Annotated in this window: 23 protein-coding genes; 13 read left to right on the top strand and 10 right to left on the bottom strand. The window is 60.1% G+C overall.

From position 1 onward, the window contains the following. Positions 1-62 precede the first annotated feature (62 nt). The 12 genes from A6U86_RS14960 (at position 63) to A6U86_RS36020 (ending at position 12,337) form a co-directional block, all read left to right on the top strand. On the top strand, positions 63-971 hold the full coding sequence (locus A6U86_RS14960) for a glutamine amidotransferase family protein (RefSeq protein WP_068393951.1): 909 nt from the start codon (positions 63-65) through the stop codon (positions 969-971). Positions 972-1,003: 32 nt separating this feature from the next. After that, positions 1,004-1,690: a GXGXG domain-containing protein gene (locus A6U86_RS14955; RefSeq protein WP_068392495.1), complete on the top strand. Its 687-nt coding sequence runs from the start codon at positions 1,004-1,006 to the stop codon at positions 1,688-1,690. Positions 1,691-1,705: 15 nt separating this feature from the next. Continuing rightward, positions 1,706-3,034 carry an FMN-binding glutamate synthase family protein gene (locus A6U86_RS14950; protein ID WP_068392493.1) on the top strand — a complete coding sequence of 443 codons (1,329 nt, stop codon included), beginning with the start codon at positions 1,706-1,708 and terminating at the stop codon, positions 3,032-3,034. Positions 3,035-3,122: 88 nt separating this feature from the next. Continuing rightward, positions 3,123-4,430, top strand: a complete 1,308-nt coding sequence (gene glnT, locus A6U86_RS14945; RefSeq protein ID WP_068392489.1) for a type III glutamate--ammonia ligase — start codon at positions 3,123-3,125, stop codon at positions 4,428-4,430. Positions 4,431-4,527: 97 nt separating this feature from the next. Next, positions 4,528-5,412, top strand: coding sequence for a formyltetrahydrofolate deformylase (gene purU, locus A6U86_RS14940; RefSeq protein ID WP_068392487.1), 885 nt, complete (start codon positions 4,528-4,530; stop codon positions 5,410-5,412). 3 nt (positions 5,413-5,415) lie between these two features. Next, entirely contained in the window at positions 5,416-6,321 is a 906-nt protein-coding gene (gene folD / locus A6U86_RS14935) for a bifunctional methylenetetrahydrofolate dehydrogenase/methenyltetrahydrofolate cyclohydrolase FolD (RefSeq protein ID WP_068392483.1), read from the top strand. Between the two features lie 112 nt (positions 6,322-6,433). Next, a complete protein-coding gene (locus A6U86_RS14930; RefSeq protein ID WP_068392481.1) occupies positions 6,434-7,567 on the top strand; it encodes an aminomethyltransferase family protein in 1,134 nt (377 codons plus the stop codon). A gap of 10 nt (positions 7,568-7,577) precedes the next feature. After that, complete coding sequence (locus tag A6U86_RS14925; RefSeq protein WP_068392478.1) at positions 7,578-8,183, top strand: dimethylamine monooxygenase subunit DmmA family protein; 606 nt, start codon at positions 7,578-7,580, stop codon at positions 8,181-8,183. Next, positions 8,180-9,145: a PDR/VanB family oxidoreductase gene (locus A6U86_RS14920; protein ID WP_068392469.1), complete on the top strand. Its 966-nt coding sequence runs from the start codon at positions 8,180-8,182 to the stop codon at positions 9,143-9,145. Before A6U86_RS14925 ends, A6U86_RS14920 begins: the two co-directional genes overlap by 4 nt. Positions 9,146-9,174: 29 nt before the next feature. After that, entirely contained in the window at positions 9,175-10,215 is a 1,041-nt protein-coding gene (locus tag A6U86_RS14915) for a DUF3445 domain-containing protein (protein WP_068392467.1), read from the top strand. A gap of 68 nt (positions 10,216-10,283) precedes the next feature. Further along, entirely contained in the window at positions 10,284-11,621 is a 1,338-nt protein-coding gene (locus A6U86_RS14910) for an NAD(P)-binding domain-containing protein (protein WP_068392462.1), read from the top strand. A 116-nt stretch (positions 11,622-11,737) separates the two neighbouring features. Then, positions 11,738-12,337: a PAS domain-containing protein gene (locus A6U86_RS36020; RefSeq protein WP_068392461.1), complete on the top strand. Its 600-nt coding sequence runs from the start codon at positions 11,738-11,740 to the stop codon at positions 12,335-12,337. Positions 12,338-12,510: 173 nt separating this feature from the next. Here the strand turns inward: A6U86_RS36020 and A6U86_RS14900 are convergent, their stop codons facing one another. Together A6U86_RS14900 and A6U86_RS14895 are read right to left on the bottom strand one after the other, a co-directional pair. Next, entirely contained in the window at positions 12,511-12,834 is a 324-nt protein-coding gene (locus A6U86_RS14900; RefSeq protein ID WP_068392459.1) for a hypothetical protein, read from the bottom strand. Positions 12,835-13,090: 256 nt separating this feature from the next. Further along, a complete protein-coding gene (locus A6U86_RS14895) occupies positions 13,091-15,460 on the bottom strand; it encodes a DUF1989 domain-containing protein (protein WP_068392457.1) in 2,370 nt (789 codons plus the stop codon). Between the two features lie 244 nt (positions 15,461-15,704). On the opposite strand from A6U86_RS14895, the gene A6U86_RS14890 reads away from it, so the two are divergent. Then, positions 15,705-17,489: an APC family permease gene (locus A6U86_RS14890; RefSeq protein WP_068392454.1), complete on the top strand. Its 1,785-nt coding sequence runs from the start codon at positions 15,705-15,707 to the stop codon at positions 17,487-17,489. 83 nt (positions 17,490-17,572) lie between these two features. On the opposite strand, the gene A6U86_RS14885 is transcribed toward A6U86_RS14890, so the two are convergent. From A6U86_RS14885 to A6U86_RS14850, 8 genes are all read right to left on the bottom strand, one after another. Further along, a complete protein-coding gene (locus tag A6U86_RS14885; RefSeq protein ID WP_244509941.1) occupies positions 17,573-18,382 on the bottom strand; it encodes a phosphate/phosphite/phosphonate ABC transporter substrate-binding protein in 810 nt (269 codons plus the stop codon). Between the two features lie 5 nt (positions 18,383-18,387). After that, on the bottom strand, positions 18,388-19,392 hold the full coding sequence (locus tag A6U86_RS14880) for an ornithine cyclodeaminase family protein (RefSeq protein ID WP_068392443.1): 1,005 nt from the start codon (positions 19,390-19,392) through the stop codon (positions 18,388-18,390). Between the two features lie 123 nt (positions 19,393-19,515). After that, positions 19,516-21,042, bottom strand: coding sequence for a histidine ammonia-lyase (gene hutH / locus A6U86_RS14875; protein ID WP_068392441.1), 1,527 nt, complete (start codon positions 21,040-21,042; stop codon positions 19,516-19,518). A 292-nt stretch (positions 21,043-21,334) separates the two neighbouring features. Then, positions 21,335-22,081 (bottom strand): ATP-binding cassette domain-containing protein, encoded by a 747-nt coding sequence (locus A6U86_RS14870; RefSeq protein WP_068392439.1) that lies wholly within the window; start codon positions 22,079-22,081, stop codon positions 21,335-21,337. Then, entirely contained in the window at positions 22,074-23,138 is a 1,065-nt protein-coding gene (locus tag A6U86_RS14865; RefSeq protein WP_068392436.1) for a ribose ABC transporter, read from the bottom strand. Before A6U86_RS14865 ends, A6U86_RS14870 begins: the two co-directional genes overlap by 8 nt. A 105-nt stretch (positions 23,139-23,243) precedes the next feature. Next, complete coding sequence (locus A6U86_RS14860) at positions 23,244-24,233, bottom strand: substrate-binding domain-containing protein (RefSeq protein WP_068392434.1); 990 nt, start codon at positions 24,231-24,233, stop codon at positions 23,244-23,246. A 230-nt stretch (positions 24,234-24,463) separates the two neighbouring features. After that, the gene (locus A6U86_RS14855; RefSeq protein ID WP_068392432.1) at positions 24,464-25,876 is read right to left on the bottom strand and encodes an ROK family protein; all 1,413 of its coding nucleotides are present in this window, start codon (positions 25,874-25,876) and stop codon (positions 24,464-24,466) included. After that, entirely contained in the window at positions 25,869-26,810 is a 942-nt protein-coding gene (locus tag A6U86_RS14850; protein WP_068392431.1) for a tagatose-bisphosphate aldolase, read from the bottom strand. Before A6U86_RS14850 ends, A6U86_RS14855 begins: the two co-directional genes overlap by 8 nt.

Raw genomic sequence — 26,810 nt, 5'->3', positions numbered from 1 at the left:
CAGTTGAAATTTAAAAACGGACCTGATAGCCATTTTGCAGACGCGAAATGGAGGGTCTGATCATGTGCGGAATTGTGGGTCTCTTCCTGAAAGACAAAAGCCTTGAGCCAAAGCTCGGCGCGCTTCTTTCGTCCATGCTTGTCACGATGACGGACCGCGGTCCAGACAGCGCCGGCATCGCGATTTACGGTGGCGCTGATGGCAAAAATGCCAAGATCACTGTCCAGTCAGCCAATCCCAAAAAGGACTTTGACGGTCTTGAACACGATTTGAGACGCGCGCTGGATGCGCCGATTTCGGTCGAGGTCAAAAGCACGCATGCCGTCATCACGCTCGCCAGCGACAAGCTGGATGAGGGCAGGACGGCGATTACGTCACTGCGGCCCGACATCCGTGTCATGAGCAGCGGTGATGCTATCGAGATCTACAAGGAAACGGGCCTTCCGAAGGACGTCATCTCGCGTTTCGGCGTCACCTCCATGTCCGGAACGCATGGCATCGGCCACACCCGCATGGCAACAGAATCGGCCGTCACCACGCTTGGCGCCCACCCATTCTCGACCGGCTCCGATCAATGCTTGGTCCATAACGGCTCCCTGTCGAACCACAATAATCTCCGCCGTGAGCTCGTGCGGGAAGGCATGACCTTCGAAACTCAGAATGACTCAGAAGTCGCTGCCGCCTATCTGACGGCCGAAATGGCCAAGGGCAAGGACCTCGGTGAAGCTTTGACCGGCGCGCTCAGCGATCTCGATGGCTTCTTCACCTTCGTCGTCGGCACGAAGTCAGGCTTCGGCGTCGTTCGCGATCCCATCGCCTGCAAACCGGCCGTCATGGCCGAAACCGATCAATATGTCGCCTTCGGCTCCGAGTACCGCGCGCTTGTCAGCCTGCCGGGTATCGAAGATGCCCGCATCTGGGAGCCGGAGCCGGCCACCGTCTATTTCTGGGATCACGAAAAGGCCGCCTAGTTCAGTCCTGGTGCTATCGAGAAAGTTCTTTCATGCCAGTTTTCGATCTATCCGTTACTTCGCTGCGCGAATTTAACAGCATACTTCACAGCCTCTCGGCCGGCGCCAATGATAACGCCTTCGAAGTGGTCAATCCGCGCGGCCATCATGCCGTTGCCGTCGGCATCGACACACCAGTCACCGTCGATATCAGAGGATCGGTCGGCTATTATTGTGCTGGCATGAACGACGGCGGCACGGTCACCGTGCATGGTTCGGCAGGACCGGGTGTCGCGGAAAACATGATGTCGGGCACCGTCGTCATCGAGGGCGATGCCAGCCAGTATGCCGGAGCAACAGGGCAGGGCGGCCTTCTGGTCATCAAGGGAAATGCCGCTTCGCGTTGCGGCATCTCGATGAAGGGCATCGATATCGTCGTGCACGGCAATATCGGCCACATGTCCGCCTTCATGGGGCAATCAGGTCATCTGGTCGTGCTTGGCGATGCCGGCGATGCCTTGGGCGACAGCCTTTATGAGGCAAAGCTCTTCGTTCGCGGCTCGGTGCAGAGCCTGGGTTCGGATTGCATCGAGAAGGAGATGCGCCCGGAGCATATCGCCAAGCTCTCCGAACTTCTCGAAAAGGCTGGCGTCAAGGATGTCAGGCCGGAAGAGTTCAAGCGTTACGGATCGGCGCGTAAGCTCTACAATTTCAATATCGACAATGCCGACGCGTACTGAGGCGAAAGGGACATCATGAGCTATCACAACCCGCTGACGCCGCCCCGCAAATCCGCAACCTTCGACAATCATACGCTGGCGGAAATCCGCCGGGCGGCAGCAACGGGGATCTACGATATCCGTGGCGCCGGTACCAAGCGCAAGGTGCCGCATTTCGACGATCTTCTCTTCCTCGGCGCGTCGATCTCGCGCTATCCGCTCGAAGGCTATCGCGAGAAGTGCGACACAACAGTCGTTCTCGGCAGCCGCTTTGCCAAGAAGCCCATCACGCTCAAGACCCCGATCACCATCGCCGGCATGAGCTTCGGCGCCCTGTCGGGTAATGCCAAGGAAGCGCTCGGCCGCGGTGCCACGATTGCGGGCACGTCCACCACCACCGGTGATGGCGGCATGACCGACGAGGAGCGCGGCCATTCGCAGACCCTGGTCTATCAGTATCTCCCCTCGCGCTATGGCATGAACCCGAAGGATCTGCGTCGCGCGGATGCGATCGAAGTCGTCGTGGGGCAGGGTGCCAAACCGGGCGGCGGCGGCATGCTGCTCGGCCAGAAGATTTCCGATCGCGTCGCCCACATGCGCAACCTGCCGAAAGGCATCGACCAGCGCTCGGCCTGCCGCCATCCGGACTGGACTGGGCCGGACGATCTTGAAATCAAGATCATGGAACTGCGCGAAATCACCGACTGGGAAAAGCCGATCTACGTCAAAGTCGGCGGCGCGCGTCCCTATTACGATACGGCCCTCGCGGTAAAAGCCGGCGCGGACGTTGTCGTGCTCGACGGCATGCAGGGCGGCACGGCCGCGACCCAGGACGTCTTCATCGAAAATGTCGGCATGCCGACTCTCGCCTGCATCCGTCCCGCCGTTCAGGCGCTGCAAGATCTGGGCATGCACCGAAAGGTGCAGCTAATCATCTCCGGCGGCATTCGCTCCGGCGCTGACGTTGCTAAGGCGCTGGCGCTGGGTGCCGATGCCGTTGCCATCGGCACGGCGGCGCTTGTTGCGCTCGGCGACAACGATCCGCGCTGGGAGGAAGAGTATCAAAAGCTCGGCACGACGGCCGGCGCCTATGATGACTGGCACGAGGGCAAGGACCCTGCCGGCATTACGACGCAGGACCCGGAACTTGCCGCGCGGCTCGACCCGGTTGCAGCCGGTCGACGCCTCGCCAACTATCTCAAGGTGATGACGCTCGAAGCACAGACGATTGCGCGTGCTTGCGGCAAGAATCATCTGCATAATCTCGAACCGGAGGACCTGTGCGCGCTGACGATGGAGGCCGCAGCCATGGCACAGATCCCGCTTGCCGGCACCAACTGGTATCCGGGCAAGGGAGGCTACTAATCATCTGACTTTTTCCGATCGGGCCGAAGAGCCCGGCGGCTGCATGCATACATCGAAGTGTCTCGAAGAAATCCAAAGGGGAACGAGAATGACACTGGATCTTGCTGCTTTTGCGAAAGACAAAGGCATCAAATATTTCATGATCAGCTACACCGATCTTTTTTCCGGTCAGCGCGCCAAGCTGGTGCCGGCCCAGGCGATTGCCGGAATGCAGGAGGATGGCGCGGGCTTTGCCGGTTTTGCCACCTGGCTCGACATGACGCCTGCCCATCCCGACCTCTTTGCCGTGCCGGACCCATCCTCTGTCATCCAGCTCCCATGGAAGAAAGAGGTTGCCTGGGTTGCCGCCGATTTGATGATGGATGGCGAGATCGTCGCCCAGGCGCCTCGCAACGTGCTGAAGAAGCTGGTCAAACAGGCCGAAGCGGAAGGCAAGCGGGTCAAGACCGGCGTAGAAGCCGAGTTTTTCCTGATTACCGCCGATGGCGGCAAGATTTCGGATGAATACGACACGGCCGAAAAGCCCTGCTACGATCAGCAGGCCGTGATGCGCCGCTACGATGTCATCGCCGAGATCTGTGATTACATGCTTGAACTCGGCTGGGGCGCCTACCAGAACGACCACGAGGACGCGAATGGCCAGTTCGAAATGAACTGGGAGTTTGACGACGCTCTTCAGACGGCAGACAAGCATTCCTTCTTCAAGTTCATGGTCAAGTCCATTGCCGAGAAGCATGGCTTGCGCGCGACCTTCATGCCGAAACCCTTCAAGGGTCTGACGGGCAATGGCTGCCATTGCCATATCTCCGTCTGGAGCAATGACGGCAGGACCAATGTCTTTGCTGACAGGGAAGCCGAATTCGGTCTTTCGGCCGAAGGCAGGCACTTCCTCGGCGGCATCATGAAGCACGCTTCATCGCTGGCGGCGATCACCAATCCGACGGTGAATTCCTACAAGCGCATCAATGCGCCGCGCACGACGTCGGGCGCCACCTGGTCGCCGAACACGGTAACCTGGACCGGCAACAACCGCACTCACATGGTGCGCGTGCCGGGCCCTGGCCGCTTCGAGTTGCGCTTGCCTGACGGTGCGGTCAATCCCTATCTGCTCCAGGCGATCATCATCGCTGCCGGCCTCGACGGCTTGCGCAACAAGGCCGATCCCGGTCCGCATCACGATATCGACATGTATGCGCAAGGGCATCTGGTGAAGAATGCACCGCGCCTGCCGCTCAACCTGCTCGATGCGCTGCGGGCCTATGACGAGGACGAGGGCCTGAAGGAGGCCATCGGCTCGGAATTCTCCGCCGCCTACCTGAAGCTCAAGCATCAGGAATGGAACGCCTACTGCTCGCACTTCACGCAGTGGGAGCGCGACAGCACGCTCGATATCTGAGTGCGGTAGCGGACGATTGCCCGGATAAGCGCGTGTGCCGGAGTTTCATGCTCCGGCGCGGCGCAGCTTTGGCCTAAGACGGCGGAGGAAGATCATCATGAAGAGCTATGTACTGACAGTTGCGTGCAAGTCGACACGCGGGATCGTGGCGGCGATATCGAACTATCTGGCCGACCAGGGCTGCAACATCGTCGATTCCAGCCAGTTCGACGATCTCGATACCGGCATGTTCTTCATGCGCGTCTCCTTCATCTCCGAGGAGGGCATCGGTGAACCAGCGCTGGTCGAAGGCTTCAAGCCGATCGCCACCAAGTTCGACATGGCTTCAGAGTTCCACGATGCCAAGAAGCGCATGAAGGTGCTGCTGATGGTCTCGCGCTTCGGCCATTGCCTGAACGACCTTCTCTACCGCTGGAAGATCGGCGCGCTGCCGATAGACATCGTCGGCGTCATCTCCAATCATTTCGACTATCAGAAGGTCGTCGTCAATCACGACATCCCGTTCCACCATATTCCGGTAACCAAGGCCAACAAGCCGGAGGCGGAAGCTCGGATCATGGACGTGGTCGAGCAGACCGGCACCGAGCTGATCGTGCTTGCCCGCTACATGCAGATCCTGTCGGATTCGATGTGCCAGAAGATGTCGGGCCGCATCATCAACATCCACCATTCCTTTCTGCCATCCTTCAAGGGCGCCAACCCCTACAAGCAGGCCTATGAGCGCGGCGTGAAGCTGATCGGGGCGACGGCGCATTATGTCACCGCCGATCTCGACGAAGGTCCGATCATCGAGCAGGACACGGCGCGCATCACGCATGCGCAATCGGCTGAGGATTACGTCTCGATCGGCCGTGACGTCGAGAGCCAGGTGCTGGCGCGCGCCATCCATGCGCATATCCATCACCGCAATTTCATCAACGGCAACCGCACCGTCGTCTTCCCGGCAAGCCCCGGCTCCTACGCGTCCGAGCGGATGGGCTGAGCCATGGCTCGCGCGACAGTGATCGACGGCAAGGTTGCAGCGGCTTCGGTGATCGAGGCTGTGAAGGTGGCGGCGGCAGGGCTTGAGGCGGAGACCGGCGTGAAGACCGGGCTTGCGGTCGTCATCGTCGGCGACGATCCGGCCAGCCATGCCTATGTGAACTCCAAGAGCAAGATGGCCAAGGAATGCGGCTTCAAGTCGGTGCAGCACACGCTGCCGGCGGAAACGACGCAGGAAACGCTGGCACAGCTTGTGGCATCGCTGAACGAAGATCCGTCCATCCACGGCATTCTGGTGCAGCTGCCGCTGCCGAAACATCTCGATTCCGATCCGATCATCCAGTCGATCCGGCCGCACAAGGATGTCGATGGCCTGCATGTGGTCAATGCCGGCAAGCTGGCAACCGGCGATCTCGAGACCGGGCTGATCTCCTGCACGCCGGCCGGCGCCATGCTTCTGGTGCGCCGTATCCATGGCGACGACCTGTCGGGTCTCAATGCCGTGGTCATCGGCCGTTCCAACCTGTTCGGCAAGCCGATGGCGCAATTGCTGCTCAATGCCAATGCGACGGTCACGACCGCGCATTCGCGGACGAAGGATCTGGCCTCGGTCTCGCGCGGCGCAGACATCTTAGTGGCGGCTGTGGGTCGTCCGGAGATGGTCAAGGCCGACTGGATCAAGCCTGGCGCGACGGTCATCGATGTCGGCATCAACCGCATTGCTGCACCGGAGCGGGGCGAGGGCAAGAGCCGGCTGGTGGGCGATGTCGCCTATGCGGAGGCCTCCGATGTCGCCGCTGCCATCACGCCGGTTCCGGGCGGTGTCGGGCCGATGACGATCGCCATGCTGATGGCCAATACCGTCATTGCAGCTCATCGCACTGCCGGTCGGAAGCCGCCGAAGTTTTGAACAAAATGCCGTCCGGGCGATGACAAAAAACCACTCGGATCGGCTTGCCAAGGCATGAAAGACGACTATAGTCAGGAAATAATTATTCCATAGAAGAAAATGAGGGAACGAAATGGCATTATCATGGCGTTTCTCCGCCTTGGCGGACCGGCACCGTGCTCTCGGATCAAAACTCGAAGACTGGAGCGGCATGGGAACCGCCTGGACCTACGAGAAGGACATGTCGGACGAACATGTCGCGATCCGTACCAAGGCCGGGCTGATGGACGTTTCCGGCCTCAAGAAGGTGCATCTGGTCGGCCCGCACGCCATCGCCGTGCTCGACCATATCACCACCCGTGACATGTCGAAGATCTATCCCGGCCGCTCGGTCTACGCCGCGATGCTGAATGATCGCGGCTACTTCACCGACGACTGCATCGTCTACCGTACCGGCCCGAATTCCTGGATGCTGGTGCATGGTTCTGGCTCTGGCCACGAGGAACTCGTCAAGCAGGCAGCCGGCCGCAACTGTGCCGTCCTATTCGACGACGATCTACACGACCTCTCATTGCAAGGCCCGGTCGCCGTCGATTATCTCGCCAAATACGTGCCTGGGATCCGCGATCTCAAATATTTCCATCACATGCAGACGACGCTATTCGGCGCCCCTGTGATGATCTCGCGCACCGGCTATACCGGTGAGCGCGGCTATGAAATCTTCGTACGCGGCCAGGATGCCCCGATGGTCTGGGATCGTATCGTCGCTGAGGGCAAGGAGATGGGGATCATTCCCTGCTGCTTCAGCGTCCTCGACATGCTGCGCGTCGAAAGCTATCTGCTCTTCTACCCCTATGATAACTCGCAGATGTATCCTTTCGCCGATCAGCCACCCGGCGACAGCCTCTGGGAACTCGGCCTCGACTTTACCGTCAGCCCCGGCAAGACCGGCTTCAGAGGCGCCGAGGAACATGCCCGCCTCAAGGGCAAGGAGCGCTTCAAGATTTTCGGCATGCTGATCGATGCCGACGGCCCGGCCGATCTCGGCGACGAAGTCTTTGCCGATGGCAAGAAGGTCGGTGTCATCACCTGCCCCTGCTATTCTGCGCTGACAAAGAAATCGATGGCAATCGCTCGTCTCGACGTCGACAAGGCGGTACAGGGCACAAAGCTTGAAGTGCGTGGCAAGAGCTTGAAGGCAAGCGCCATCGCGCATACGCTGCCTTTCGACGATCCGGAAAAGAAGAAGAGGACGGCCATCGGCTAAGGAGGCGCTCATGCTTGTCGAAGGCATCAAGAGCCGACCGGTTTACCGTGGTCTCGCAATCCAGCCGCATGCCCGCCGGCACCTCTTCGTTCTCGAAGGGGAGGGCGCCAACGCCCTTCTCGATAACAGGCCTACGCTTGACGAAACGATCTTGTCGCGCAGCGAAATTCTTTACGTTGCGCGCGGCTCTCAGGGTAAAGGCCATGACGAGACCCTGCGCGGGCTCGGCGCCGACATGTTCTTCACCGCGCCGACCATTGCAACGCTGCTCTTTCGTCTGAAAGGGTCGTTGTCGACGGCGCATATGGGCACGCGCCTCTATATTTCCGGCACCGAAGGCTTCATCGGCCAGGCGATGATGGTGGCGCTCGATTACGGCATGGATCATGCCTCGATCATCTCGGAGCATCGCGGCTCGCTGGCGCGCCGCGTTCAATGCGTTCATTGCAAGGGCATCACCGAGGATGTCACCCACAGTCCGTTCAGCTGCAGCCATTGCGGGCTTCCGCTTCTGGTGCGCGATCACTATTCGCGCCGCCTCGGCGCCTTCCAGGGCGTCAATATCGATGCGGAAGAGCCCGGCAGCGCGCCTGATCCAGAGGAGTTGTTCCTATGAGCGGTGGTACGGAAATCCCGGTCCGCGTTGCGAAGGTCACTCCCATCGCCGAGCGCATCAAGCGGTTTCGCTTCGAACGTCTCGACGGCAAACCCATGCCATATTTCTCCGGCGGCGCGCATGTCATCGTTTCGATGAACGATGAAGGGCATATGCGCCGCAATGCCTATTCGCTGATGTCGCCGCCGCATGATTGTTCGGCCTATGAGATCAGCGTGCTGCGCGTAGAGGATTCACGCGGCGGCTCCGCCTTCATGCATGAGAAGGTAAGCGAAGGTGACGAACTCAAGGTCAGCTATCCCGTCAATCTGTTCCAGCCGGATTGGCGTGGCCGCAAGCACCTGCTGATCGCCGGCGGCATCGGCATCACGCCTTTCATCGCGATGATGCAGCAATTTTCCCGCGAAGGTGCCAATTTCGAGCTGCATTATGCCGTTCGCTCGCTGGACCGGGGCGCCTATTGCCGCGAGCTTGTCGAGCAATATGGCTCGCAACGGGTGAAGATCTATTGCGATTCCGACCGCAATTTCATCCCTGTGGCACGTCTGCTCGAAAGCCAGCCGCTCGGCACGCATCTCTATGTCTGCGGCCCGTCGGGCATGATCGACGGTGTGCTGAAAACGGGCATCGAGGCCGGCTGGCCGGAACAAAACCTGCATTCCGAACGCTTCCTGTCCTCGCAGCCGGGCAAGCCTTTTTCGATCGAGCTGACACGCTCCGGCAAGACCGTTCATGTCGGCCATCACGAAAGCATGCTGGAGGCGATCGAAGCCGCCGGCGTCGACGCGCCATTCCTCTGTCGCGGTGGCGCCTGCGGACAATGCGAGACTAGCGTTGCCGCCTGCGACGGCAAGCTTCTGCACAATGACGTCTATCTGACCGACGAAGAAAAGGCTTCCGGCCGAAAGGTGATGATCTGCGTTTCCCGTTTCGAGGGAAGCGCGCTGCATCTCGACCTTTAGGCATCCCGCCGATACCCAGGAGAACGGACATGGCAATCGCTTTCAAGCACGAAACGTTCCGGGACGATTTCAGCTATCGCAACAGTCCGGAAAACATCCGGCGCTTTCCGTTTCCCTTCGATCGCGACGAATACATGTATTCCGTCAATATGGAACCGCATGTGAAGGGGCAGAAGAACACCGTCTACGAAAGCCTGATCGACGTCGACGAGCATTATGTCGCCGAGATGCGCGACCGGGCGCTGGTATTGAAGGAAGATCCGCTGCGCTATCAGGCGCTGCCGCACATGATGTCCGCGCAATGGGATACGCTGGAACTGCTGATGGAAGAGCAGGCAGCCGGCTATCCCGAGCACTTCACGCTCACCAGGAACGGCGATCAATGGCGCTGGATCAACCGGCCGCTCGGGATCGACGACACCTTTACCTTCGGCGACGCATCGACGCTGCCTTACGAGCCCTTCGAATACATCACCCGGCAGGCGCAGGGCGATTTCTGCATCGTCGACCAGCGCGACGGCAATCTCTGGATGGATGCCGGCATGGTGACGACCCAGGCCGATTGGTCGCTCGACTTCGACATCGGCATGAATTTCATGGAATGGCACGGCCCGGTGCCGCTCGCACACCAGATCGGCGTCTTCGACCGTGCGTTGAAGTTCCTTTTAAACCTGCAGCAGGGTAAGCCGACACGCCGTTTCAATTGGACGATGACGATCAATCCACGTCTCGACACCAGCCCTGAAAACTATCCGAAATGGGGTCCGGACCGCACCACGGTGACGCCTGACAATGTCGGCGAAAAGGTGCACCTGCGCGTGGAATTGCAGAGCCTGTGGCGTCTGCCGCGCTCGAACGCCATCCTCTTCGTTATCCGCTGCTATCTGATGAACATGGACGAGCTGGTGACCGTGTCGAAATGGGCGCGCCGCTTTCCGCGCGTGCTGCGCACCCTGCCGCCGGAGCTCATTGACTATAAGGGCCTGACGCGTTTCCGCCAGACCACCATCGACTGGCTTTCGGCCTATGACGACGGCGCGCCGACCAGCGCCGGCACCTTCCCGGATTGACGCAGGCGACGCGCCAAGACGACCGCATACGATAAGAACTTCGATACAATCGAGAAGGGGAATGCTTCATGACAAGAGTTGCCGTTATCGGTGCCGGGCCCTCGGGACTGGCTCAGTTGCGGGCCTTCCAATCGGCAGCGCAAAAGGGTGCCGAGATTCCGGAAGTGGTCTGCTACGAGAAGCAGTCCGATTGGGGCGGGCTTTGGAACTACACCTGGCGCACCGGCCTCGACGAATATGGCGAGCCTGTCCACGGCAGCATGTATCGATACCTCTGGTCGAACGGACCGAAAGAATGCCTTGAATTTGCTGACTATTCATTCGAGGAGCATTTTGGCAAACCGATCGCATCCTATCCGCCACGCGCCGTGCTGTGGGATTATATCAAGGGTCGTGTCGACAAGGCTGATGTGCGCAAGTGGGTTCGTTTCAGCACGCCGGTGCGCATGGTGCGGTTCGACGAGGAAACGAAGAAATTCACCGTGACGGCGCATGACCGCGCCCAGGACCGTATGTATGATGAGGAGTTCGATTATGTCGTGATCGCGAGCGGCCACTTCTCGACGCCGAACGTTCCCTATTTCGAAGGGGTAAAAACCTTTAATGGCCGCGTCCTGCACGCCCATGATTTCCGCGACGCACTGGAATTCAAGGGTAAGGATGTCTTGCTCGTCGGCCGCAGCTATTCGGCCGAAGATATCGGTTCGCAATGCTGGAAATACGGCGCGAAATCGGTGACGACAAGCTATCGCTCCAAGCCAATGGGCTTTAAATGGCCATCGAATTTCGAAGAGCGGCCGCTGCTCACCCGGCTGGAAAACAAGACCGCGCACTTCCTCGACGGCTCATCCAAGGAGGTCGATGCGCTGATCCTCTGCACCGGCTACCAGCATCATTTCCCATTCCTGCCGGACGAGCTTCGGCTGAAGACCGCAAACCGCCTTTGGGCCGATCATCTCTACAAGGGTGTTGTCTTCGACAGCAATCCGCAGCTCTTCTACATCGGCATGCAGGATCAGTTCTACACCTTCAACATGTTCGACGTTCAGGCCTGGTGGGCACGCGACGTCATGATGGGCCGCATCAAGCTGCCGCCGGAAGAGGAGTTGCAGGCAAACTTCGACAAGTGGCGCGCCCGCGAGGAAACGCTTGAGGATGCCGAGCAGATGATCTGGTACCAGGGCGACTATGTGAAGGAACTGCTCGCCGAGACCGACTATCCGAGCTTCGATATCGAAGGCACGAACAAGACGTTCATGGAGTGGGAACACCACAAGGCCGAAAACATCATGGGCTTCCGTGACCATGCCTATCGCTCTCTGATGACCGGCAACATGTCGCCGAAACATCATACGCCATGGGTGGAAGCGCTTGATGACTCGATGGAGGAATATCTGCGCAACTGATACGGGAGCAAATTTTTGCGTAAGCCGGCAGGGGAGGCTGAAGCCAGCCCCTGCTGGCCTGTTTGAGTTGAGACGAAGCAATTTGATCAGCAACTTTTTCTTCGGATACCGCCTTCATGGATTTTCAAAGCAGCGTACTGAGCCGCATGAGCGGCTTTCTCTATCGTTGTCGTGCTGACGAGAATTATACGATGCTAGAGATGACCGACGGCGTCGAACGCATCTTCGGTTATCCTGTCGATGAGATCGTCGGCAATCGCACGCGCACCTTCACGTCGATCATGTTCGAGGAGGATGTTCCACTCATGGACGAAGTTGTCGGCAGGGCGCTTGAAGGCCGCACCGACTGGACGATGGAATATCGCATCCGCCATCGCGACGGCCACCTCGTCTGGGTGACGGAGACGGGCGGCGGCGTATGGGACGAGACAGGAGAACTGCTCTATCTTGAGGGTAGCATCATCAACATCGAGTCGCTCTACCAGCGCATCGACGAACAGACCTCGGGCATGCGGGTCACGGCCTCCAAGACCAACGAAATCCTGCAGTCGCTGCGTTATCTGAAATTGCTCGCGGTCAATGCCGGTATCGAGGCGGCGAGAGCCGGAACGGCTGGCTCGGGCTTCGCGGTACTGGCGGCGGAGATGCGCACGCTTGCCAACTCTTCCGAAGAGGCGGCACGAGCGATCTCCAATGCGCAGCGGAAAGCGGATTAGGCGGTCCATCCGCAATTTCGGTGCAACTCAACTTGCAATAATGCATGAGTGAAGGAGTCTGGTCGCAGCTCCCCGGCAGAGCCGGGTTGCTTTGCGATGACCTTCAAGGAGGACGGGCGGAGGTGGCTCATGGTTCGAAAATCACGGCCACGCCCAGTCGACGTGGTCAGACGCTACTTATGATGACCTGAAACACCTGGCATGCTCTTCGCCTGCTCCAGACCCGCCTGCTCGGGAGTAAGTTCGTCCGCCAACGCGACCCACAGGCACTGCAGCGTTCCACTGCCATTCAGGTTCTGAATGTAGGTTGCATTGCCATTGGCGGCGTAGGAATTTGTGTGTCCCGTTTGAAGATGGACATTCTGCCAATTGTTGACGTTGATTATCGTCAGATTGTACGTCGAAGCATTTGGACCACGATTATAGACGTGCAAAGTTCCGGGCACTCTTCCCAGCGCATAGATCTGCCCATCTGGTGGTATGTTGACGACTGCCATTTTCAGCTCCTCCTGTTGAATATCCTATCCATGTCCTGCGCGAAGGGTGTGAGTGTCCTCCTCGCTTGAGACAGCCACATAATGGAGGTCGCCGCCTCAACGATATGTGCGGAACATCACAGACAGAACGGAATATCGGTGTTCGAGAACCGCGGCATGCCGCGCGACAAACTCATTTGCGCTGAGAATCGGTCATCGTCCGCCGCCGTCAATGAACGGAACGACAACGCGTGGGGTGGGTGTGCGCCGGAAGACTTTAGGAGCGCGGTCGCGTCTTCTGCGGATCGTAGTGAGACAGCGGCACGATTACGGCCGGCAGGCGCTTCTGATGGCCGTCTAGCTTGCCGATCTCAACGTTGGTGCCGACACCGGCATGCAGGACATCGACGCGGGCAAGCGCGATCGTCTTGCCGAGGATCGGCGAACGGGTCGCGCTGGTGATCACGCCGACCTGGGCGCGGCCGATATGGATACAGTCGCCATGGCCCACCGCTTCATTGGCCTCGATATCGAGCCCAACCATCAGATGACGCGGGTTTTCCTTTCGCCGGATCAGCGCTTCACGGCCAATAAAATCATCCTGTTTGGACTTCAACGGCACGGTGAAGCCGATACCGGCCTCGAAAGGATCGGTCTGGTCGGTGAATTCATGATGGGCGAAGATCAGGCCCGCCTCGATGCGCACCATGTCGAGCGCTTCCAGACCCATGGGTTTCAAGCCATAGGGCTCGCCGGCTTTCCAGACGGCATCAAAGACAGTTGCGGCATCCTTCGGATGGCAGAAGATTTCATAGCCGAGTTCGCCTGTATAGCCGGTGCGTGAGACAACGACCGGAGCACCTTCGAAATGGCCGATGCGGCCCACTGCGAAACGGAACCATTCGAGCTCGCCGATCGTCGGCTGGCGCGGCGCCGTCCAGATGATCTCCTTCAGGATGTCGCGGCTTTTCGGACCCTGCAGCGCGATATTGTGCATCTGGTCCGTGGAGGAGCGGACCCAGGCCTTGAAGCCTTTCTTCTCCGCCTGCTCGCGCAACCAGATACCGCTGTAGTCATCGCCGCCGATCCAGCGGAAATTCTTGTCGCCGAGGCGGAAGAGCGTCCCATCGTCGATCATGCCGCCATTTTCGTAGCACATGGCGGAATAGACGACCTGGCCGGTCGACAGCTTGCGGACATCGCGGGTCAGGCAATATTGCAGCAGTTCTTCCGCATCCGGTCCCGTCACCTCGAATTTGCGCAGCGGCGAGAGGTCGATGACCACGGCCCTTTCGCGGCAGGCCCAATATTCCTCCACCGGTCCCTCCGAAGAGAAGCGGTTCGGCAGCCAGAAGCCGCGATATTCGGTGTAATCCCGCGTCAATGCGGAGAGGCGGGGGTGGAATGCGGTTTCCCGCGTGAGTTCGGCGTCAGCGTCAGGGGTCATGCGATAGGCTACCGCTCTTGTGAATTTCTCTTTGCCGGAAAAGGTGCGGACGTGAATGTCGGTCGGGTCCCAGCCATTGGCTGCGTCGATATCGTCGGGACAGGATGAGGAGACGCAGACAAGGTCGGTCAGCGCCCGCATCAGCACATAGTCCCCCGGCCGCGACCAGGGTTCGTCGAGATAGAGCTGATTATTGTGGTCGATATTGGTGTTGTAGAAGTAGTTCAGCGCTTCCCAGCCCTTGCGCGCGGGGACGCCGTAGGGTGCGAGCGCCGCATTGAAATTGTCCGTGCAATTCACATGGCCCGGATAGCCCATATCGTCGTAATAGCGCGAATTGCAGGCCGTGGCGAAAGCATCGTGGCGGCCGACCGTGTCCTGGACGATTTCCACCAGCGGCTCGAAATCCCGATCGAAGGCTTTGGAAGGCAGGCCAGGGGTGGGATAGCTGCGGCTGAGCAGGGTGCGCGTGACGGTGGAATCAAGCGCAAGATCAAGCCCCTTGTCCACCTTGCGGGCAGAGAAGGCCTGGAAGTCGGTGCATTGCCGACCATAGACATCGATGATCTGGATGAATTCGCCGGCACGCACGAAATAGGCTGACGCCGTGGCCGCCTTGATGCGGATATCCTCGATGGGGTCGGCTAGCGGTTCGGGCAGGGCGGAAGCATAGTCGCGGATGATCGCGGTGCGCCGTATCCGGACTTCTATCGGTGTCGCCGTATCCTGTGCTTCCGGCGACATGGCCGCGCCCGGAGCGCAGACGATCAACAGGCCCTTGAGAGCGATTGTGAATTCAGCCGCGCTGCCGGGCGATGAAGTTTCGCCGAAGATTCTGAGCGCGCCGGCCGAGGCGAGATCGGCGCCGCGTCGCTGCAGCGCGGTGCGCACACGCGACGCGCTCTCCTCATCGGAGGACAGAATGGACTTCAGTCCTTCCGCGGCACTGGTGAAGGCGGTCCCCAATCCGGCGGATTGAAACCGACCTTTCTCATCGAGAAAAGAGAGTTCGCAAACCTGGCCGCCTTCGCTGTCGGTGAGCATGACCTTGTCACCCGCCTCGACACGCAAAACGAGCGTTCCGCCGCCCTTGCAGCGATAGCGTTCCGTATCGTGCGGCAATGCAGGGATGCCCGGATAACGGACAATACTCGCCGAAGCAGGCCGCACTCCGGCGATCGACGGATGGAGTTCTCGCATATGGCCCTCTCGGGAAAACGGGGTGCGTCAAGGCACCGGATTCATGCTGACAAAATGCCGTGGGAAAGTAAAGTGATGTTGACTAAAAAGAAAATATCTTCACTATGCATAAAGGGCTTGCCACTGGAAATCCGCGCATAGACGCGGCTCGCGAAAACCTCCAGCAAGCCTGGAATGCCATGGGAGGCACGTTCAGGGAGACGTACGAGAGATACGTCCGGAACAAAGATGGGGAATTTCACTGATGACAGATGTTGTGGAGGCCGGCGTTTCCGCCGGCACGGAAGGTAAGCTTATACGCGCGCTTGATTGGAAGGGCGCGTTCTGGGTGGCTGCGGGCGTGCCGCCGCTTGTTCTCTTCTCCATCGGCGGTATCGCCGGTACGACAGGCAAGCTCGCCTTCGTCGTCTGGATCATCTCGATGATCATGGGGTTTCTACAGTCGTTCACCTACGCTGAAATCGCCGGCATGTTTGCCAACAAGTCGGGCGGCGCCTCGGTTTACGGTGCGACCGCCTGGTTACGCTATTCGAAGTTCATCGCGCCGCTTTCGGTCTGGTGCAACTGGTTTGCCTGGTCGCCGGTGCTATCGCTCGGCTGCGCCATCGCCGCCGGCTATATCCTTAATGCCTTCTACCCGATTCCCGCCGCGGATTCGCAGGCCGTGCTCAGCTGGATCAGCGCGCATGCAACGTCCATTGCGGCCGATAGCCCCCGGGTTGCCGAATATATCGCAGCTCACGCCGGCACATCGCCGCAAGATGCCGTGACGGCATTGCTCAGTGCCGATGGCGTGGCAGCACTAACGCCCGCTATCCGCAACTGGTCGGTCATCAGCTTCAACATTCCCTTCCTCGCTACCGCCAATATCAATGCCACCTTCTTCATCGGCGGTATCCTGATGCTGATCATCTTCGCGATCCAGCATCGCGGTATCTCCGAGACGGCGAGCGTGCAGAAGTGGCTGGCGATCATCGTTCTCGTGCCACTGCTCATCATCGGTCTCTATCCGATCGTCAGCGGCCAGATCATCGCCTCCAACGTTACCGGCCTGGTACCGCCCACCGCGGCCTATGCCGGAACGGACGGCACCTGGAGCAATGGTGGCTGGACGCTCTTCCTCGGCGGCCTCTATATCGCGGCATGGTCGACCTACGGCTTCGAAACCGCAGTGTGCTATACCCGTGAGCTCAAGAACCCGAAGACGGATACGTTCAAGGCAATCTTCTATTCCGGCCTTGCCTGCTGCGTCTTCTTCTTCCTCGTGCCCTTCGCGTTCCAGGGCGTACTCGGCCATGCCGGCATGCTGGCGCCCGGCATCGTCGACGGCACCGGCGTTGGCGAAGCGCTCGGTGGCCTGATCGGCGCCGGCCGTATTGTCACGCAGCTGCTCGTCATACTGATGATCATGGCGCTATTCCTTGCGATCATGACCGCCATGGCCGGTTCTTCGCGCACGCTCTACCAGGGCTCGAAAGACGGCTGGCTGCCGAAATATCTCGACCATGTGAACGAGAATGGCGCGCCCACCAGGGCGATGTGGACGGACTTCGCCTTCAACCTCTGCCTGCTCGCAATCGCTTCGGACACCAGCGGCTATTTCTTCGTACTCGCCGTTTCCAATGTCGGATACATCATCTTCAACTTCCTGAACCTCAATTCGGGATGGATCCACCGCATGGATTCCGGTCATGTCGAGCGCCCCTGGAAAGCGCCCACCTGGCTCATCGGCCTCAACACCATCCTCGCCTTCGTCAATGCGCTTTTCCTCGGTGCCGGTGCCAAGGTCTGGGGCTATGCGAATGCGCTCTGGATCGGTTTTGCCTTCGCTGCATTGATCCTGCCCGTCTTCGCCTACAGGCATTATGTCCGCGACGGCGGCAAGTTCCCGGCAGGCGCCATGGATGATCTCGGCCTTGTCGGTCAGGACCTCGGCGTGAAGAAAGCCGGAATTCTGCCCTATGTTGCCATTCTGGGTGGCCTCGCCATCGTGCTGATCGGCAACTGGGCCTTCCAATTGCCGGCCTGAAGAAGCCGGGCATCTGAAATGACAATCCCCGCCACGGCGCTGCCGGGCGGGGATTGTTTTTATGACGTGCGGAAGAGGCGGGCTTACCATGCCCCTCCAAGAGCATGATCAACAGCCTGCGCTCTGGCCGGAAGTTGATCATAAGCAGCCAGATCTGGCTCGGCAAAGGCCGCCAGGCCAAGCGAACCGAGGATATCGCGTCCGCTAGGATCCTGATGCATGGTCAAAAGAGCGCCCTTCAGCGCCGTGATCATTTCGGCAGGCTGCCCTCTGGCCGCAACGAGGAGCGGGAAGGGTGCGGGCCTTGTCGTTCCGACCACACGCAGCGGCGCGATTATCTCCGGCTCGTGCATCTCCATCAGCTGAAAGGCATAGGCGTCGATAGCGCCGACATCGATCGCACCCGTACGGATCGCCTCGACCACGCCGCGCGGATTGAGGAGCGGACCGACAGTCTTGTGCACCGAGGAACCGTTCGCAAGCTCGGCAACGAACTCCCGGGGGGCATTGTAGCCAGACTGTGAGTCCCGCACGGTCCAGCCCCAGCGCACCATCGAAAGATCAGCCTCAGCAAGTGGCCTGTCGCGCGCAGCAACGATATGGCTTGCATAGACTGGCTGTCCGCTTGCCCAGTCCGCTAGGGATACGGGTGCAGCCAACGGCACCGGACGCTCATCGGCTGCCAACCCAGAAAACGGAAAGCCGCACATGAAGACCGCGCCCATGTCCGGCCGTGCCCACAGCTCCGACAGCGGCGCAGGCGCCGCATGGGGAATGACCTCGAGATCCACACCCGATTGGCCGGAAAGCCAATGAAAGAGGCGATCCCAATGCCCCGATATTTTCGGGCTGAGATTGTACATTCGTGAGCAGGCGATGGCGGGCGTCGTCATGGCGGTCACGCGAAACGAAGGCGTTGGCCGATATTCATCCGCCTGGCCTTCTCCACCATGGCAGCGCCCAACGCGACGTCCGTGGTGCTGAGCCCGCGATGCCAGAAGAGGATGGTCTCGTCGTCGCTTTCGCGGCCGGGCCTGGCGCCGCAGACAATCTGGCCGATCTCGGCGTGCAGTGTTTCGGCCGTCACCTTGCCTTCGTCGACATGGCGGCGCAAAGCGCCGAACGGACGGCCGGGACCGCATTGACCCCAATCGTCAACCACGACCTTGTCCATGATGTCGGTCAGGTCGAATTCGAGTGCGCTCATCGTGCCATAGGGAACGACGAAGGCACCTTTCTTGACCCAGGCGGTCTTGAACAGCGGCGTCGGCTCCGGCAGACGGCTGGCCTCGATCATGATATCCGCACCCTTGAGGCAGTCTTCCCAATTGTCGGTGACGATGATCTTCTTGCCGAGGTCCTTCTCAAGCCGTGCGGCGAAGGCATCGCGGCTTTCCGGGCGGCGCGAATGTACGCGGATTTCGTCGAAATCGAAGATGTGGTCGAGCAGGCGGACGTTCCAATAGGATGTGCCGCGCGCGCCGATATGGCCGAGTATCTTGCTGTCCTTGCGGGCAAGATGGCGGGCGCCGATGGCGGTGACGGCGCCGGTGCGCATGTCCGTGATGGCAGTCGCGTCGACAATTGCCTTCGGTACGCCGGTGTGGGGATCAAACAGGTTGAGCACGGCCAGTTCCGAGGGCAGGCCCTGCTTGTAATTGTCGACGAAATCGCCGACCACCTTGACGCCAGCATAATCCAATGGTTTCACATAGCCACGCAACACATTGAAATGACCCTTGTCCGAGCTTTCGGGCACAAGATGGACGCGAGGCTCAATCACCGTCTCGCCGCGCCCCTGGGCATCGAGCGCCTTGGTCACCGCATCGAGAATTTCATCGTTGGAAAGTGCCAATGCCTTCGCATCAAGGGCGTTCAGATAGTCGATCCAGATTTCCTGCATTGCCATTCTCCAGGCCTGTCCCGGCTACGCCGGTTTCTCGTTGGGTGCAGGCCACATGCGGCCTGCCGGAAAGTTTCGGTCGAATACGGCGATGGGCTTTCGGCCCAGCCGTCCCCGATCTCGTCATGAATGATGGTCGGACTCGCTGCTCCAGGAAGTGTTCCCTATGAATTCAGACAGTCTCTGGAAGTCCACCCCCTGCGCACGGTCCTCCTCGAGCGGCGGCACGAGAGCGCGAACCCACCGATAGGCTTGCCCGGTGCCCGTGCCAAGTTCGCCCTGTACGCCGCGAAGCTCGACGGCCTGCGCCGACGCTGCGAGCTCGATGGCAACGAGATAACGTAGCCGCTCGATGATCGCCTCCGTCTTCGTCAGAACGCTCGGTGCCATCGATGCCTGATCCTCGACACCATCGGCAACGGGAATGGGCGCAAGCGATATCGGCACCGCGAAATGTCGTATCTCGGCTTCGAGTGCCGAGACGGTTTTTTGCACCGTCGCAAAGCCACTTCGGCTCTGGCCAAGTGGCGTGAGAAACCGCGGCAGTTCGGACATGGCGGCCGACATGATCTTCATGGTGCGATAGGCGGTCGCCGCCGCGCAATGCGCCAGCGCCTGGCCGAGGCGTTCCCAGGCAAGCACGAATGCCGTCATGTCGAAATTGCCGTGCGAGAGAATGAGGCCTTCATCGGCGAGCACGACGGGATTGTCGCCGGAGCTGGCGATTTCGATCTCCGTTATCGCCCGCGCCTCGGCTATCGCGTGGTGAAGGGCGCCCCAGACCTGCGGCGTGCAACGGTAACTCAGCGGGTCCTGCAATCGCCGGGCTGCTCCCTCGGCCAGCAGCGAGCTTCCGGAAAGCAGATCGCGGAGCCTGCTTGCGGCCTCGCGCTGGCCGAAGGCCGGTCTTGCCGCCAATGCGCGGTCGTCAAAAGCGGATACGTTGGCGCGGAAGGCCTCGAAATTCAGCGCGATTGCCGCGAGCGACCAGTCGAAGAGCCGCTCGGCATCTTCCAGGCAAAGACAGGCCTTGCCGACCGACAGGCTGTTTGCGACCACAAGAACGTGGCCGTCCTTTGGCCCGATCGGTAGCGGCTTCAAACCTGCCTTTTCAAGCGCGTCTGCCGCCGCCGTTACAGTGCCGCCCACTTCGGCCTCGCCATCCCCCAGCAAAGCCCGCCCCATATGCGCAAGCGGTGCAAGATCGGCGGCGCCGATCGACCCGAGTGACGGTACGACAGGATGAAAGCCGGCATTGAGCGCCGCCACCAAACCTGAGAATACCGGCAGCGACACGCCGGAACCGCCAGCTGCCATGGCGGCGACACGCGCCGCCATCATCGCCCGCACAACGTCGCGCGGCAGCGCTGCACCGACGCCGACCGCGCGCGCCTGTGGCACACGCATCTGGAACGCGACGAGATCGTCCGAACCAAGCCTGGTGTCGACGCCGGCACCCAGCGCAGTCGTCAAACCATAGACTGGCTTGTCATCGGCCAGGTAGCGTTCCACGACAGCGCGGGCGGCGACGATCTTTCCTTCGACTTCCGGTGAAATCTCGATCCGGGCGTGGCGCCGGGCGATCGCGGCGATATCGCTCACCGTTGGGGCTGCTCCAGTGAAGGATACAATGTTGCCCGCCTTGCTCATTCCTGCTTGCCTCCAAGACACGCGATCGCTTTGCCGCAATCTTCGCCGCTGCGCTCTTCCAGCCGATCTCTGCCGCCAGAATAGGTAGGCATCACGCATATCACGGCACAGGGGCTGCAACAGTCATATCGATTGAAGAACACTGCTATCTCATTACGACGAAATCGCCGGAGTTGAGAAAAGGCCATGCGAGCCGCGTTGCCCATCTCTGGACCTAAACGCAAGAAAAGCGGCGACAGCCAGATCTGCTATCGCCGCTTTGGTTTCAAAGGACCTTGGATCGCCGGCGGTGTTAGCCACCAATCATGAGTTTGACCACTTCCTCGTGGTTGGTGTCGGCGATGTTTCGTTCGCCGGCCACAATGCCGCGCCGCAGGACGACGATGCGATCCGACACTGCGAAAATATCCTGGAGATTGTGCGAGATGAAGATGACGCCGCGGCCCTGCGCCTTCAACGACTTGATCAGGGCCACGACCTTGCGTTGCTCGGGTACGCCGAGCGCCGCCGTCGGTTCATCCATGACCAGGATGCGGGCATTCCAATAGACGGCACGGCCGATGGCGACGGCCTGACGCTGGCCGCCCGAAAAGTTGCTGACCGGAGCGTCGAGCCTCTTCACATGGAAGTCGAGCTCCGCCATCGTCTTGCGCGCGGCTTCCGCCATCGCCTTGCGATCGAGAACCGGCAGAAAGCCAAACAGCTTCTTCATCGGCTCGCGGCCCAGGAAGATATTGGCACCGATGGTCAGATTGTCGGCGAGAGCCAGGTCCTGATAGATCGTCTCTATTCCCTTTTCGCGCGCATCCTGTGGCGAAGAAAAGGTGACGGGCTTGCCTTCGATCAGGATTTCGCCCGATGTCGGCGGATAGACACCGGAAATCGCCTTGATCATCGTGGTTTTGCCGGCGCCGTTGTCACCGGCGAGGGCGACGACTTCGCCGGGGCGGACCACAAGCGAGCAATCGTCCAGCGCACGCACGGCACCGAAATAACGCGAAAGATTGCGGACTTCGAGGAGGGGAGTTGCGCTATTCATCCTGTTTCGCTCCGCTGAACCGGCGCTGCGCCTGGTCGATGAGCACCGAAATGATGATGACGACGCCGACGGCGATGAACTGCCAGAACGGCTCGACGTTCATGAAGACGAGGCCATATTGAATGACGGCGATGACAAGCGCTCCGGCGACAGTGCCGATGATCGTTCCTGAGCCGCCGAACAGGCTCGCTCCGCCGATGACAACGGCGGCCACGCTATCGAGCAGCAGCGGTTCGCCCGCCTGCGCCGCACCGGCGGTAAAGCGGGCCGCATAGAGCGCACCGCCAAGACCGGCGCAAACGGCAGACAACATATAGAGCCGCAACAGATGGGACTTGATATTGATGCCGGCGCGGCGTGCAGCCTGCGCATTGGCGCCGATCGCGTAATTGTGCTGGCCGAAACGCGTCTGGCTCAGGAGATAGTGCATGATCAATACGAAGACGAGCGTGACGATGACGAGATAAGGCACCCCAAAGAAGCGTCCGTTGCCAAGCTCGGCGAAATAGGAATTCTTGACCGGCACCGTCGTTCCGCCGGCAAGCAGGAAGGCCGTTCCGCGGGCAACGCCGAACATGCCGAGCGTCCCGATGAACGGCGGAACCTTGAGGCGGGAGATCAAAAGACCATTGATGAATCCCGGCACGGCAGCAGCCAGCATGGCAACGAGGATGCCGAGCACCATCGCGATTGGAAGAGGCATGTAGAGACCGGAAATACTGGCGACATGCGCGGCGACAACGGCCGCAAGCCCCATGATGAAGCCGGTCGACAGATCGATGCCACCTGAGATGATGACGAAGGTTTGCCCGACCGCCAACAGCAACGGCGCCACCGCGAAGATTGCAACGGATTGCCAGTTGAAGCTCGAGCCGACAAATGTGCCGCCGAAATCGATCTGCGCCCAGATCTCGAAAGTTACGATCAGCGCGGCAAGGAAAAGCCAGGCGCGCAATTGCGCGATACGGCCAAGGATGGTCTTTGCCTGATCGCCGTGGTCCGCCTGAGGCGCCACATGTTGATCCGCCTTGCGGACCTCTAGATTGTCAATTGTCATGATCCGTCCAAACTGGAGCCTGATGGCGCAACGAATGCGGCGCCGTTAGCTCTATCATCGTTGGAAGTGTGCCTCGCTCATCAGCGAGGCACAGGCTGCATCCGATTAATCGGAGTAGATGAACTTCGCGACTTTCTTGTCACCGACATTCGACTTGTCGATAACAGTGAAGCCGGTGCCGATCGCGGTCGGGATCGAATTCCCGGTCAGATGCGCATAGGCCGCCATCACGCCGAAATAGCCGATTTCCGCCGGATGCTGTGCAATCGCCAGATCGACAAGGCCGGAGTTGATGTTGTCGATGATCGATGTCGGTGCATCGAAGGCGACCACACGGATCTTGCCCGTCTGGCCGGCCTGCTGCACGCCGTTGGCAGCGCCAAGAGCGGAGAACAGGTTGGCGCCGAAGACACCATCGAGATCCGAGTTGCGGGCATAGACGGCCTGAAGCTGAGACGCGGCCTTGTTGGCATCGTCGTCATTGTATTGCGTATCTAGAACGGTGATGTTCGGATACTTCTTCATCTCTTCCTTGAAGCCCTGCTCGCGCTGGTCCGTTGTGGAGACGCCGGGCTTCACGTTGGAGACGTAGACCTTGCCCTTTTCACCGACAGCCTTTGCAAGCGCGCGCGCAGCGATCGCACCGCCGAGCAGATTATCGGAAGCGATGTAAGCCAGCGGGAAATCCGCATCGCCATTGCCGGTCTGGTAGACGCCGGTGCCGATGAACGTATCGACGGTGATGATCGGGATGCCCGCGTCGGCAGCCTTTTTCAGAGGCTGGATCAGCTGATCCTTGTCTGTGGGTGCGATTAGAATGAAATCAGGTTTCTTGGCAATCACCGCATCAAGCACCGGCACCTGCGTGACCGGGTTGAAGTCGGGGCCGCCCTGAAACACGAGCGTCGCGCCAACTGCCTTGGCGGCGGCTTCGGCACCCTTGCGCATGGTGATGTAGAAAGCATCGGTGGTCAGCCCCGGAATGAGGGCAATGGTAAACTTCTTGTCTGCTGCTTTAACGGTGCCGGCAACTGCCGCGACGCCAGTCGCAAGCGATGCCACGGCCGAAGCCTTTAGAAATGAGCGGCGCTCCATAATTTTTTCCTCCTCTTGAAGCCGAACCTCCCCTGTCCGGTAAAGCGATCATTAGTGGGATAGTTGCGCACGTCAAGTAATTTTTTTCCGCAATGAATTTCAAGTATCCATTTGATATTATTGGACAACTCTCGATTGAGCACGACATCGTGAGCCGCCGGGAGACATTGTGTCGCTCGGCGATGCAGGATTAGTCCGAGCTCATTGCGCTCGTCAGGGCAGTCGTTTTGTCACCGACGATCCAACACTCGCGAAACCCAGGCAAGTATGGCTTCCATGTCGGGCTCCTTCGTCTGGTCGATAGTCATCACCGCGCCGCACCCCATGGGCTCGGCCCGATCGGCAAGTGCAACCAATTCCGGCACATATTCGGCGCCGGGATGGCCGGGCAACCGATCCTTGAGACGGCCGGCATAACGTTCTCCGGCGACGCTCCCGGGTACCTTGCACCAGAGCTCGGCAACACTCCCGATCCCTGTGTCGCGAAGATAGGATTCGAGCTGTGCCTTCGGCTGAAAGCCGAACCAGGCATCGACGATAAAGGTCGAGCCGGCCGGGGCGTCGGCGATGATGGACCAGATGGCCTGATAGCTCGCCTTGCCCAAGGTTCGATTGAAATCGCGCTCGACGGGGCCAATATGCTGCAGGAACGGATTTTTGATGCCATCGAGCGAAAGGATCGGCCAGCCGGTGCGTTCCGACAGCGCCTTGGCAAGCCGGCTTTTTCCCGAGGCCGGCACGCCATTGACCAGCACCACATGTTTTCCGGCCGGCTCCGATGCATCGCCGAAATTTGCAAGGCCTGCGCCAATGACCCCGGCATCGTCGGCGAGCTTCGCCGGCAGGATGGCCGGGCAAAACCAAGGTGCGACCGCCGGAAGGTCGGCAAGTGCGCGCGCTGCGTCACAGCCGAGGCCGCCTCCGAGCAAGATGACTTCTGGGTCCATCGTCGCCGCGATATTGTCGAGAGCCGCTCGCAGGGGCACCGCCCATTGATGCAGCACGCGTCGAGCTGCTTCGTTTCCGCTGGCTACCATCTCGAAAACATCGCCGATCGTCGCCGCCGTCAAACCGGCTTCGGCAATATGGCGGCGCAACGCAGTTCCCGAGCTGAAGGTTTCAACGCAGCCGCGCCTGCCGCAAGCGCATGGCGGCCCATCCTGTGACACGCAGATATGGCCGAGCTGCCCGGCAGCCCTGTGGCCGTGATAGATGCTGCCGGCATGGGCGACGGCGCCGCCGATGCCTGTTCCGATCGTCAGCATGGCAACGTTCTTATAGCCCTTGGCGCCACCGATCCGCATCTCGGCGATCAGCGCCATGCTGCAGTCGTTCTCGATGACAACGCTCTTGCCGAGTGCCGCTTCAAGCCGATCCACAAAGTTAAGCCCGGCAAGATTGACGATGCCGCCGGACAGGATCTGACGGCTCGCAATATCGACCCGGCCTGGGATTCCGACACCGATGCCCCGAACATCCGGTCGATCGAGCTGGCGTGACATGGAGATCACGCGGTCGAGTACCTGCTGGGGATCGGCCGGTGTTCGCTCCGATAGTTTCGTGAGGATCTCGCCGCGACCGGAGACGAGAGCAGCGCGAATATTCGTGCCGCCAATGTCCACGCCGATGGCGACATCAGCCATTGGCGCGCTTTCCGGCTTGAGCGCTCTGCAAGTCAGCGCCCTTGAAATACGTGGCAATGACTGCCTGGATCTCGCGAAGCCTGGGCACGGCGACGGTCTCCAGTCGATCTTTCGTTACGCTGCGATCAAGGGAAATGCAGTCCTTCCAAAGGGAACGCCCGGCAATGACCCCCGATGCGCCATTACGCATGGCGTCTTCGACTTGCGAGAGGAACGTGGCGTGGTCGACGCCGGCGGACAGAACCGCCCAAGGCACATCGCCAGCCAGTCGCGTTACCTCCGCACAGGCCTCAGATGAACCTGGATAGGGAATTTTCAGAACCTTGGCGTTGCAATCCAGGCAAATCCTGCTGCCGCCGACGATCAGAGATGGAATCTTTGCCTTGTATTCGGCCTCATCCTCATCGTCGAACTTGTAGGTCAGGAACTCGACGACGAGCAGCAGGTCCTCGCGGGCGAAGTCTTCGATGCATGTCCGCATAAGCTCGATATTATGAGCATTCGCTTCTTCGCGATCGGAACGGAGATAGACCATGATCTTGCCGCCGGTCGCGCCCAACTGACGCACGCGACGGGCGGAAATGCCCGGAACCAGCTTCGACAGACGATAGCCCTCGGGAGACGTATCCCAGCCGGAAGCATCGAGGCCGATCAGCAGCGCGGTATCACGCTGGAGAACGCGATCGTCGACGAGTGCCGGCACCGCGCAGATCGGGTCGACCAATACGCAGGATGCCTTGCTTGCCAGAAAACGGGCGATGTCGGCCTTGGTATCTCCCAACACCTTGTCGGAGATCGCCGCCTGTTCGGCCGGCTCCTTGGCCAGCAGACTGCGCATGCCGCCGCGCTGGTCGCAGGCAATCACCATCATGGCACCATCGCTGCCGCAAATCTGCTGGTAGCCGCGCATTTCCGCTGTCGTCAACTTTGTCAT

The sequence above is a fragment of the Rhizobium sp. AC27/96 genome, from assembly GCF_001692325.1.
Lineage (GTDB): Bacteria > Pseudomonadota > Alphaproteobacteria > Rhizobiales > Rhizobiaceae > Rhizobium.
Note: the sequence above shows the minus strand (reverse complement) of the source record. Positions and strands in the feature narration are given on the sequence as shown.